General features: G+C 72.6%; 10 protein-coding genes. 4 read left to right on the top strand and 6 right to left on the bottom strand.

The features are described from left to right. Positions 1 to 10: 10 nt before the first annotated feature. From Q0795_RS01260 to Q0795_RS01240, 5 genes are all read right to left on the bottom strand, one after another. Positions 11 to 1,228, bottom strand: a complete 1,218-nt coding sequence (locus Q0795_RS01260) for a hypothetical protein (RefSeq protein WP_298885554.1) — start codon at positions 1,226 to 1,228, stop codon at positions 11 to 13. After that, entirely contained in the window at positions 1,225 to 2,886 is a 1,662-nt protein-coding gene (locus tag Q0795_RS01255) for an AAA family ATPase (RefSeq protein ID WP_298885552.1), read from the bottom strand. Before Q0795_RS01255 ends, Q0795_RS01260 begins: the two co-directional genes overlap by 4 nt. Next, entirely contained in the window at positions 2,883 to 3,506 is a 624-nt protein-coding gene (locus Q0795_RS01250) for a hypothetical protein (protein WP_298885550.1), read from the bottom strand. The genes Q0795_RS01255 and Q0795_RS01250 overlap by 4 nt, the downstream gene beginning before the upstream one ends. A 1-nt stretch (position 3,507) precedes the next feature. Next, entirely contained in the window at positions 3,508 to 4,761 is a 1,254-nt protein-coding gene (locus Q0795_RS01245; RefSeq protein WP_298885548.1) for a toxic anion resistance protein, read from the bottom strand. Positions 4,762 to 4,885: 124 nt separating this feature from the next. Further along, positions 4,886 to 5,185, bottom strand: a complete 300-nt coding sequence (locus tag Q0795_RS01240) for a DUF1905 domain-containing protein (RefSeq protein ID WP_298885546.1) — start codon at positions 5,183 to 5,185, stop codon at positions 4,886 to 4,888. A 108-nt stretch (positions 5,186 to 5,293) separates the two neighbouring features. On the opposite strand from Q0795_RS01240, the gene Q0795_RS01235 reads away from it, so the two are divergent. The 3 genes from Q0795_RS01235 to Q0795_RS01225 are packed head-to-tail and all read left to right on the top strand — an operon-like array spanning position 5,294 to position 7,492. Then, a complete protein-coding gene (locus Q0795_RS01235) occupies positions 5,294 to 6,532 on the top strand; it encodes an FAD/NAD(P)-binding oxidoreductase (protein ID WP_298885773.1) in 1,239 nt (412 codons plus the stop codon). Positions 6,533 to 6,536: 4 nt separating this feature from the next. Continuing rightward, positions 6,537 to 6,851 carry a TusE/DsrC/DsvC family sulfur relay protein gene (locus Q0795_RS01230; protein WP_298885544.1) on the top strand — a complete coding sequence of 105 codons (315 nt, stop codon included), beginning with the start codon at positions 6,537 to 6,539 and terminating at the stop codon, positions 6,849 to 6,851. 11 nt (positions 6,852 to 6,862) lie between these two features. Then, complete coding sequence (locus Q0795_RS01225) at positions 6,863 to 7,492, top strand: DsrE/DsrF/DrsH-like family protein (RefSeq protein WP_298885542.1); 630 nt, start codon at positions 6,863 to 6,865, stop codon at positions 7,490 to 7,492. 256 nt (positions 7,493 to 7,748) lie between these two features. Here the strand turns inward: Q0795_RS01225 and Q0795_RS01220 are convergent, their stop codons facing one another. Then, positions 7,749 to 9,476: an aminotransferase class V-fold PLP-dependent enzyme gene (locus Q0795_RS01220; RefSeq protein WP_298885540.1), complete on the bottom strand. Its 1,728-nt coding sequence runs from the start codon at positions 9,474 to 9,476 to the stop codon at positions 7,749 to 7,751. Positions 9,477 to 9,692: 216 nt separating this feature from the next. Here Q0795_RS01220 and Q0795_RS01215 point away from each other — a divergent pair, with 216 nt between their 5' ends. After that, a complete protein-coding gene (locus Q0795_RS01215) occupies positions 9,693 to 10,940 on the top strand; it encodes a DUF445 domain-containing protein (RefSeq protein WP_298885538.1) in 1,248 nt (415 codons plus the stop codon). The last annotated feature ends 28 nt before the right edge of the window (positions 10,941 to 10,968 follow it).

The following is a 10,968-nucleotide window of genomic DNA, read 5'->3' as shown; positions in this document are numbered from 1 at the left end:
CGGTCCTCGTTCACCGGTAGTCCCGCAGCCGCTGGGTGACGCCGGTCCAGGCCAGGCCCGCCGCCACGATGCCCAGGAGCAGCGCGCCGGCCGCGGTGAGGGCCGCCGGTGCGCCGACACCGGGGTCGACGCGGGCCAGGTCGTCGCCCACGCGGTCGGCCAGGGCGCTCTCGACCTGCGCGTAGGCGTCGGCGCTCGCCGACGGGTCCTCCCCGGAGGCGACCTCGGACCACGCCTGCTCCAGGTCGGGGTCGTCGAGCCCCTCCAGCGCCTCGGTGGCCTCGGTCACCTGCTCCTGCGCGTCCACGTCCACCCCACCGGCTGCGGCGACCTGGGCGGTGCGGGCCTGGTAGACCTCCTGCAGCGCGGTGGTGGAGGCGCTGGTGTCCTCGACGTACTGGTCGTAGTCCAGCGGCAGGGCACCGGGGTTCACCGAGAGCCAGGTGAGGCCGGCGGTGATGAGGGCGGCACCCGTGAGCGGGAGGTTGACGATGCGCCGGGTGCGCAGCGCCAGCCACACCATGATGCCGACGAGCACGACCACGCCCAGGGTGCCCACCACCGTGGTGAGCACCGAGCGTGACCCGGTGAGCAGGGCGTCGGCGCGGGCGTCCGCCACCTCGGCGACCTCCTCGGTCGCGGCCGCCGCCGAGGCGGAGGCGGAGGCGTACGTCTCGGTGGACTCCTGCGCCGAGGCCCGCTCCACCCCGGTGACGAAGGCGCTCCAGTCTCCGGCCGCCGCCCCGGCGTCGTCGCCCATGCGGCTCAGGTCGGTGGCTGCCGCCCGCAGCACCTCGTCGTAGGCCTCCAGACCGTCCTGGTCCGCGGCGGCGGGGTCGGTGACCCGCTGGGCGGCCAGCAGGTCGGCGCGGGGTATGTCGACCCTCGCCTGCTCGGCGGCGGCCCACTGGTCGGCGACGACGTTGGGCGTGGCGTTGAGCCCGTCGGTCGAGAAGGTCCCGGTGGCGACCACCCCGGTGAGCAGCGCGGCCGCGGCCGCCCCGGCCCGGGCCAGCCGCAGGAGCCGGGGGGTGCTGGACGTCTCGTCCCGCCGCCGCTGCTGCCGCGCGGTCAGGGAGCGCCCGGCGGGCTGCCCGCTCGGCGGCTGCGTCGGCGAGGGGGTCTGCGCGCTCCCCGTCGACGGAGCCGTCGTCGTCGTGGTGGCCGTGGGGTTCGCGGTCGGGGCCGGGCGGGCGGACGCCGCCGACCCGCCCTGCGGGGTGCTCACGCGCGGCCCTCGTCGTCGGTGGGCGGGCCCGGGCGGTCGGCGTCAGCACCGTCGTGGTCGGCATCTTCCTGAGCCCCGTCGGGGGGCGCGGAACCCGGCCCGTCCTCCTCCGGCCCGGTGTCCGCGACGGAGAGGTCGACGGCGTCCCGGTCCTCGAAGTCCTCCTGCTGGAGCGTGCGCAGATCCTCGACCGAGGTCCCCTCGACGTCGCGCAGCCGCCAGGCGTGCCGGCCGATCGCGGCCTCCAGCAGGTTGCGTGCGAACCGGCCGTTGCCGAAGCTCGGTCCTCGCGGCGTGGCCGCCAGGATCTCGGAGAACCGGGTGAGCGCCGGCCCGCTCAGGTCGTAGTCCATCTGCGCGGCGAGGTGCTGCAGGATGGCGGCGAGCTCGTCGTCGGTGTAGTCGGCGAAGTCGATGATGGTGCGGAAGCGGCTCTCCAGGCCCGGGTTGGTCGCGATGAAGTCGGCCATCGGGTCGGGATAGCCCGCGACGATGACCACGAGGTCGTCGCGGTGGTCCTCCATCTCCTTGACGAGGGTGTCGATGGCCTCCTTGCCGTACTGGTCCCCGCCCAGGCTGTAGGCCTCGTCGATGAAGATGACCCCGCCGTGGGCGCTGCCCACCACCTCCGCCGTCTTGGCGGCGGTCTGGCCGAGGTACCCGGCTACCAGCTCGCTGCGGTCCACCTCCACGAGCTGGCCCTTGCTCAGCAGGCCCAGCGCACGGTAGATGCCCCCGACCAGTCGGGCCACGGTCGTCTTCCCGGTGCCCGGGTTGCCGACGAAGACCAGGTGCCGCGTCAGCGTGGCGACCTTGAGCCCGGCCTCCTGCCGTCGCGCGTCCATCTTGAGCACCGCGACCTGCCGGTGGATCTCGGCCTTGACCCGCTCCAGCCCGATGAGCTCGTCCAGCTCGGCGAGCAGCTCCTCGACCGAGCGCTCCGGCTCGGCCTCGGCCTCCGGCTCCTCCGGCGGCGAGCCGACCTCCGGCCCACTCTCCCCACCGGGCGTCGCAGATGGTTGCCCATTCTCCCCACCGGGCGTCGCAGATGGTTGCCCATTCTCCCCACCGGGCGTCGCAGATGGTTGGCCCAAAAGCTCGCCCAGCCGCGCGGACTGCTCCTGCGCCCGCCGCAACAGCTCGCTGGACCAGGTATGCAGCTGACCCGGGTCGAGCGCGCCCGCGTCGGCCCCGGGGGTCGTCGGTCCGGCACCCGGTGGGGTGAGCCCCTCGGTCGCCGTCCCCGCCCCATGGGCCGGCGCCACGCCGGCGGCCGCCAGCTGGGTGCGCCCCACCGAGGTCGCCTTGCCGATGCTGAGCTGCCCCGCCCCGGGCAGGGTGCAGGCCGCCGTGGCGACGTCGGCGAGCGCCCGGGCATACCCCGGCGCGCGCGGGCTGCGCTCGGCGACGAGCGTCGAGAGCAGCGGGGTGGGGATCGAGGCATACCTGCGGCCCCGGGGCACCGCGCCGAAGAAGTCGCTCGCCGGCCGGTCGAAGGCGCCGGCCCACAGCGTGTGCGCGCTGCTCGGCCCGGGCTGCTCCAGCACCGCGGCGGCGATGACCTGGCCCTCGGCGCGCGCCGCGCGCTCGTCCAGCCCGGCCTCCGCGCCCACCCGGGCGAGCAGGTCGACCGCGTCCCGCACCGTGCCCGTGCTCATCGTGCCCCTCCCTGCGGTGGCGCCAGCGGGCTCACCCCGTCCGCCCCGTCGTCCGTGCTCCCCGCCGCCCCGGCCGGACCGCCGGGCGCGGGCACCGGGACGTGCTCCTCCTCGGTGATGCGCAACGAGCCGCCGGCGCCCGAGGAGCCGAACTTCTCGGCGATGAACCGCCCCTGGGCGACCAGCTCCTGGGCGTCCTGGCGGTAGACCGCGTCGAAGACCCGGTCCATCGTCAGCCCCAGCAGGTCGAGCTGGTCGACGAGGACCATGAGGGAGGTCTTGGCGCCGTCGACCGGGCGGGTGTCGGCATACCGGCGGGGGAGGCGCTGGTAGGCCCCGATGGCCTCCGGCAGGTAGTCGGTCGCGGTGGCGACGACGGTGTATCCGAGGTCGCTGCCGCTCAGCTTCTCCAGCCGCGGGAGGGTGTCGCGCACGGTGTCGATGACGCGGGCGCCGCGGGCGACGACGACCGAGGGGAGGGCGCTGGAGCCCAGCAGCTCCTCGGTCGAGCCGAGCGCCTCGTGCACGTCCCGGGCGGTCGGGGGAGCGGGCAGCTCCAGCCGGTCGTCGCCGGGCGCCGGGCGCCCCAGCATCCGGTCCAGGAGGTCGGAGAAGCCCACCTCAGCGCGGTCCCGACGACAGCGACCCGCCCGGTCGGCCCCCGTCCAGGTCCAGCTGACCGCCGGCCAGCCGGCCGTCGGTGCGACGTGCCCGGTCGAGGTAGGTGCGGGACTTCTCGACCTCGCCCTCGAGCACCCCGATGGTCTGCGACATGCCGTCCAGGGCCTGGACCCGGAACTCGTCGATCGCGTCCATGGTGGCGTAGATGTTGGTGAAGGCCGCCTGCAGCTGCTCCAGCCCCAGCGTGGAGGAGGCCGCCTGCTCCTGGATCGCCACCGAGTTGTCCCGCAGCAGCTCGCTGGTGCTCTGGATCATCTGGGACGTGGTCTGGTTGAGCGCCGTGATCTGGTCCAGCACGAGCTTCTGGTTGTTGAGCGCCTGGGCCACCAGCACCGCGGTGCGCAGCGCCGACACCGTGGTGGTCGAGGCCCGGTCGACGCCCTTGATGAGCTCGATGTTGTTCTTCATGACGATGTCGATGGCCAGGTAGTTCTGGATCGACACCGCGAGCTGGGTGAGCAGGTCCTGGTGCTTCTGCCGGACGTAGAAGAGCACGTCCTCGCGCATCGCCTTGGCGCGGTCCGGGTCGCTGGTGTCCAGCTCGGCGATGGTCGCCGCGACCTTGGCGTCCAGCTGCTCGGCGATGTAGACGTACTGGTTGAGCCGGCCCATCGACTCCCACAGCTGCTGCTTCTCCAGGTTGAGCGCCGCGTTGTCCTTGGCCAGCTCGTCCTGGCCGCTGCGCAGGGCGTGGAGGATCGCGTCGAGGTGCTTCTCGGCCGACTCGTACTTCTGGAAGTACGTGGTCAACCGGTCCGAGAAGGGGAGCCGCTCGAACCACTTCTTCACCCCGGTCGCCTGCGCCGGGTCGAGGTCCTCGACGGTGTGCCGCAGCTCGGTGAGGGTCTGCGCGACCTTCGACTCCTTCGACACGCCTCCCTGCTGGATGGCCCGGACGGGGGACCTGAGCAGGCGGTTGGACGTCTCGGCGGCGGCGCGGATGTCGGCGTCGCCCATGGTGCGCACGTCCGCGGCGCGCTGCGCGAACTCCGGCGACCGGGTCTCGGTCTCGGTCAGGCCCGCGAGGTATGCCGCCACCTTGGCGTCCAGGGCCGGCATCGCCTCCGGGTCGACCTGGGGCGCCATGCGCGGGGCCGCGGTCTGGGCGACCGGCTCGGACGGGGACGGGGCGGTGAGCACCAAGGGGTCCGCCTGGGGCTCCGGCGCGGCGAGCGGTTGCGGCTGGTCGGTCATCGTCTCTCCTCGAGGTGCCTGGTGCGGGGGCGCCCGCCCCCGCGGGGGCATGTGCAGGTCGCACTCGCGTGCGATGACCCCATTGTGTCCCGGGTTCCACCTTTTCACACGGGGGCCACCATCCTCAGGTACGGATGGACAGCCCCACCGTCACGACGTCGCCGAGCTCGATCCCCTCCGCGCGGCGCACGGCGTCCTTGAGCGGCACCCAGAAGGACCCCTGCCGGGGCCACAGCGAGGTCGTGAACGCGGTGCCACCCACCCGGCCCTCGACCGGCACCATGCCCCACCCGTAGGTGACCTCGCGCATCACCTGGGTGAGCCACTCGCTCTCCTCGGGCGGGGTGACGAGGAAGTGGAAGGGGGCCGGCCCCCGCCACTCGACCACCTCACCGGTGAACTCCAGGTCCGGGGCCTTCGTCATGCGGCCACGCTAGTGCGCCCGGCGGACGGTGGGTGTCCGTGACGACGGGTGTGCGCGTCGAGGAGGGCGTGGTGCGCCACGACATACGACAGGGCGTAGTATCAGGACCTGAACAGGCTCCTGATCCTGGGGGCGGGCACCGCGGGCACCATGGCCGCCAACCACCTCGCCAAGGCCCTCGACCACGACTGGTCGATCACCGTGGTCGACCGGGACGTCGACCACCACTACCAGCCCGGCTACCTCTTCGTGCCGTTCTGGATGGACCCGGACCGGGTCGTCAAGGACCGTCGTGACTTCCTGCCCGGGCGGGCGACCTTCCGCCAGGAGGCCGTCCGCCTCGTCCACCCCGGGCGGCGGCAGGTCGAGCTCGCGGGCGGCGACCTGCTCGACTACGACTGGCTGGTCATCGCCAGCGGCTCCGTGCCCCGGCCGGACCTCGTGTCCGGGATGGCCGACGGGTCGCTCTGGCGGGACGCGGTCCACGAGTTCTACACCCACGAGGGCGCCACCGCGCTGAGAGATGCGCTGGCCCGCTTCGACTCCGGCCGGCTGCTCGTCCACGTGAGCGAGATGCCCATCAAGTGCCCGGTCGCGCCGCTGGAGTTCGCCTTCCTGGCCGAGGACCACTACCGCCGGCGCCGGATCCGGCACCAGGTCGACATCACCTACGTCACGCCGCTGGACGGCGCCTTCACCAAACCGGTCGCCTCCGCCGAGCTCGGGGGTCTGCTCGAGGACCGCAGCATCCGCCTCGCCGCCGACTTCGCCGTGGAGCGGATCGACAACGAGCGCCGGCGGCTGGTCGCCTATGACGGCCGGGAGCTGCCCTTCGACCTGTTGGTGACGGTGCCGCCGCACACCGGTCAGCAGTTCGTCCTCGACTCCGGGCTCGGCGACGACGCCGGGTTCGTCCCGGTGGACCGGCACACGCTGCGCAGCCTGGAGCACGAGCGGATCTTCGTCCTCGGCGACGCGAGCGACATACCGACCTCCAAGGCGGGGTCGGTGGCGCACTTCGCCACCGAGCTGTTCGTCGACAACTTCCTCGCCGCCGTCGCGGGCCGGCCGCTGCCGAACTCCTTCGACGGGCACGCCAACTGCTTCGTCGAGTCCGGCCGCGGGCAGGCGCTGCTGCTCGACTTCAACTACGACACCCAACCCCTCAAGGGCGCCTTCCCGGTGCCCGTCGCCGGACCGATGCGGCTGCTCACCCCCTCGCGAGTCAACCACCTGGGCAAGCTCGCCTTCGAGCAGCTCTACTGGAAGGTGCTGCTGCCCGGCCACCGGCTCCCCGTCACCGCCCACCTGTCGATGGCCGGCAAGAAGCCGCCGGAGGAGCACTGACCCCATGCCCACCAACACCCTGAACGGACGCTCCTTCGCCGTCGACGAGGAAGGCTTCCTCACCGACCGTGACCAGTGGAGCGAGGAGCTGGCGACCGAGCTGGCGGCCCTCATCGGGATCGAGCTCGACGAGGAGCACCTGGCTCCGCTGCGCTTCATGCGCGAGGACTCGTCCCGGACCGGCGTCACCCCCACGCTCCGGCGGATGCAGACCGTCGGCGGGTTCGACGTCAGGGCCCTCTTCGGGCTCTACCCCGGCAAACCGGCCAAGAAGATGGCGTGGCTGGCCGGTCTGCGCAAACCCGTCGGCTGCGTCTAGGAAGGCACCCCGTGAGCACGACCACCAGCACCCTGCCGGAGGGCTTCATCCTCCCCGACTTCGGCGACGCGCCCCGGACCACCCGGACGGTGCAGACCGGCGAGGCCACCGCGGTGACCACGACGACCAGCTACGACGGCCCGCGCAAGATGGCCTTCATCTGCTCCAAGGGCAACCTCGACATGGCCTATCCCGCGCTCATCATGGGCAACGCCGCCCTCGGCGAGGGGGTGGAGGTGCACCTCTTCTTCACCTTCTGGGGCCTGGACATCGTCAACAAGAAGACCAACGACAAGCTGCGCTTCACCATGGCCGGCAACACCGCCATGCACCTGGACGACCTGGGCCGCGTCCGCCCCGGGCTGGAGCACGCGTCCGTGCCGCAGGCGCTCGGCAACCTGCCCGGGATGACCGGCATGGCCACCCGGATGCTCAAGAGGCAGATGGCCGAGCAGGACATCCCGACGGTGCCCGAGTTCCTCGACCTCCTCCAGGCCTCCGGCGCCCACCTGTATGCCTGTCGGCTCAGCTTCGACATGGCCAAGATGCTCGAGGCGGACCTGCACCCCGGCGTCGAGGGGGTCATCAGCGCCGGTGACTTCATCGAGATCGCCCAGGGCGCGCAGATCGTCTTCGTATGAGTTAGCCCGGCCGGCACGGCCGGTCGGTGGTCGGTGGTCGGTCCACGAGGTGCCTCCGGCACCTGCACCACAGACGTCACAGGCTCACCACCGTGCGGGGACGATGCCGTATGCCGGTCTTATATCCCCGGCAGATCGCCACATCTCCGCACCGTGATGCCGGTGATACCGACGTGACCCGTGAGCCGGCGCGGCCCTGCAGCCCGGTTGCCGCGCGCCGACGACCGACAGACACCACCGATCCGTTCGCGGGGAGTCAGCGCAGGCATACCTCGGGCAGGTCGAACCACCGCAGCTCCGGGGCGCCGCCCGCCTGGTCGTCGGCGGCCTCGGGCAACGGGTCCGCAGCGGCGCCGGCCAGGATGCGGCGCGCGTCCTCGAGGTGCTCGGCGAGCAGCTCCTCGCCGGCGGTCGGCCCGGGCCGGGGGAGGGTGACCGCGCCGTCGGCCCCGAAGGTGATGTCGGCAAGCCGCACCGGCGGCTCGACGACCCCTTCCCGGTGCCGCCACAGACCGGTCATGACGTCGAAGCGGTAGTCGCCCAGCAGGCGCCAGCCGTCGCGGGCGACCAGGCGCACCGCCTCGACGACGTAGTCCGCCGCGGTGTCGGAGATGAAGTAGTTGAAGTTGACCCGCACCCAACCCGGCTTGATGCCCTCGCAGCCGCTGGTGATGCGCTCCTGGAAGGCGTGCGAGCGGTCGGTGTCGATGCCGAGGAGAATATGCCCGTAGGGCCCGGCGCAGGAGCAGCCGCCCCGAGCCTGGATCCCGAAGAGGTCGTTGAGCAGGGCGACGAGGAAGTTGTGGTGCAGGTAGGGCCGTCGCCGGCCGCGGACCACGAAGGACAGGATCGAGAGCCGTTCGGCGTCGAGGTTCCCGAGCAGCTGCAGGTCGGGCTCGGTCGACCACGCGCGCACCGCCCGACCGAGGAACTCCTCCTCGCGCGCCCGGATGGTGTCCACGCCGACCGCCTCCTTGAGCCGGAAGACGAGCCCGGCCCGGATCGCCTCGACGATGGCCGGCGTGCCGCCCTCCTCCCGGTGCTCGGGGTCGGCGAGGTAGGAGTGCTCGGCCGGGTTGACGTAGGCCACCGTGCCGCCGCCCGGCACGTCGGGCACCCGGTTGGCGAAGAGCTCACGGCGGGCGGCCAGCACGCCCGGGGTCGACGGGCCGCCGATGAACTTGTGCGGGGACAGGAAGACGGCGTCCTTGTAGGCGTGCGGGCGGCCGGCGGGCGCGCTCATCTCGATGTCGACGTAGGGCCCGGCGGCGGCGAAGTCCCAGAACGCCAGCGCACCGTGCTCGTGCAGCAGCTCGGTGACCGCGTGGGTGTCGGTGATGATGCCGGTCACGTTCGACGCGGCCGAGAAGGAGCCGACGACGAGGGGCCGGTCGGCATACCGCTGCAGGGTCTCCCGCAGGTCGCCGGTGTCGATGTGCCCGTCGGCGTCCATCGCCACCTGCACGACGTCCGCGATGCTCTCCCGCCACGGGATCTCGTTGCTGTGGTGCTCGAAGGGGCCGATGAGGACGACCGGGCGGCTCTCGGCGGGGATGTGCGCGCTCAGGTGGTGGGCGTCCTCCAGGACGGAGGGGATGCGCAGCCCGAGCACCCCGACGATCTTGGCGATCGCGCCGGTGCAGCCCGACCCGGTGAAGAGCACCACGGTGTCCTCGTCGCCGCAGACCGCCGCGTGGATCGCGGCCCGGGCGTCCTCGCGCAGCCGGGTGGTCTGCAGCCCGGTGCCGCTGGACTCCGTGTGGGTGTTGGCGTAACCGGGGAGCACGACGTCGCGGATGGCGTCCTCGATGAAGGTGAGCGCGCGGCCCGAGGCGGTGTAGTCGGCGTAGGTGACCCGGCGCCGGCCGTACGGCGTGCTCATGACGTGGTCCTCGCCGATGACCGACTCCCGGATCCGGCGCAGCAGCGGGTGGTCACCGGGGTCGGCCGGTGTGGTCGGCGGCGCCGGGCTCTGCGTGGTCATGGCGCCCAGGGTGCCGAACCACCCCGGTCCGCACAACGCGCCTCGGGGCGGATGAGGCATAACGGCGCGGTATGCCTGCAGGTCAGGGTCCTGAGGGACGTCGCCGAGGCGGTCCGGTCCCGCTGCTGCGGGAACGGTCGGACCCCCACGGCTTAGGCTGGACCGTCAGCAGGTCGGCCCGACGGGCGACCACCGGGCGAGGCGGCAGGAGGACGGGTGGAGAGCAGCGGCATACGCCTCGACGACACCGCGCGCCGCGCCGGGCTGCGGCAGATGCGGATGGTGGCGACCGGCCTCCTCGTGCTCATGGCGGTGATCTACGTCCTCACCCATGACCGGACGGGCGTGTGGGCCTATGTCAACGCCGGTGCCGAGGCGGGCATGATCGGGGCGATCGCCGACTGGTTCGCCGTCGTGGCGCTCTTCCGCCACCCGCTGGGGCTGCCGATCCCGCACACCGCCCTGGTGCGCCGCCGCAAGGACGACCTGGGTGACAGCCTGGAGCAGTTCGTCAGCGACAACTTCCTCACCGCGCCGGTGCTGCGCGAGAAGATCCTCGACGCGCAGGTCGTGCGGCGGCTGGGCGAGTGGGTGCGCGAGCCCGAGCACGCGGAGCGGGTCGTCACCGAGGCGGTGCCCTTCCTCGTTCGTGCCGTCGAACGGGTGGACGAGGAGGAGATCCGGATCCTCGTCGACGACGTCATCCTGCCGCGGGTGCGCCGCGAGCCGCTGTCCCCGGTGGCCGGCCACCTGCTGGAGCGGGTCATCGAGGACGGCTCGCACCGGGGCCTGGTCGACCTGCTCGCCCGTGAGCTGCACGCCTGGCTGGCCCTGCACCAGGACCGGGTCGAGTCGATCGTGCGCTCGCGCGCGCCCACCTGGGCACCCACCTGGGTCAACGACCAGGTCACGCGACGCGTCTACACCGAGGTGCTGCGCTGGGCCAAGGACGTCAAGGACGACCCCCAGCACAACGTGCGGCACGCGCTCGACGCCTACCTCGCCGACCTCGGCCGCGACCTGCAGCAGGACCCGCGCACCCAGGAGCGCTTCGAGTCGCTCAAGGACCGGGTGCTCGAGCACCCGCAGGTGAGCGCCACCGGTGTCGCGCTCGGTCAGACGCTGCTCAGCTCGGTCCTCGTCGCGCTGGAAGATCCGGGCAGCCCGCTGCGCTCGCGCATGTCCTCCGCCCTGGAGTCGCTGGGGCGTCAGCTGGTCGAGGACGCGCGGCTGCAGACCCGGCTCGACGCCTGGACCGCCGACACCGTCGTGGACCTCGTCCAGCGGTACGGGCCGGAGATCACGTCGGTCATCTCGGGGACGATCCGTCGCTGGGACGCCCGGGAGGCCTCCGACAAGATCGAGCTCCACGTCGGCCGGGACCTGCAGTTCATCCGGCTCAACGGCACGATCGTCGGAGCGCTCGTCGGGGTGACGATCCACGCGCTCTCCCAGCTGCTCTGAGGCGGCGCGGGGGAGACGTGCGCCTGTG

Origin of the sequence: uncultured Serinicoccus sp. (assembly GCF_947487915.1) — a bacterium.
Lineage (GTDB): Bacteria > Actinomycetota > Actinomycetes > Actinomycetales > Dermatophilaceae > Ornithinicoccus.
This window is presented reverse-complemented; position numbering and strand designations above follow the sequence as displayed.

Bases quoted from the DNA above. Each gene is read 5' to 3' on its own strand.
- Q0795_RS01255 (WP_298885552.1), bottom strand. From the start codon at position 2,886: ATGAGCACGGGCACGGTGCGGGACGCGGTCGACCTGCTCGCCCGGGTG.
- Q0795_RS01240 (WP_298885546.1), bottom strand. From the start codon at position 5,185: ATGACGAAGGCCCCGGACCTGGAGTTCACCGGTGAGGTGGTCGAGTGG.
- Q0795_RS01220 (WP_298885540.1), bottom strand. From the start codon at position 9,476: ATGACCACGCAGAGCCCGGCGCCGCCGACCACACCGGCCGACCCCGGT.
- Q0795_RS01245 (WP_298885548.1), bottom strand. From the start codon at position 4,761: ATGACCGACCAGCCGCAACCGCTCGCCGCGCCGGAGCCCCAGGCGGAC.
- Q0795_RS01230 (WP_298885544.1), top strand. From the start codon at position 6,537: ATGCCCACCAACACCCTGAACGGACGCTCCTTCGCCGTCGACGAGGAA.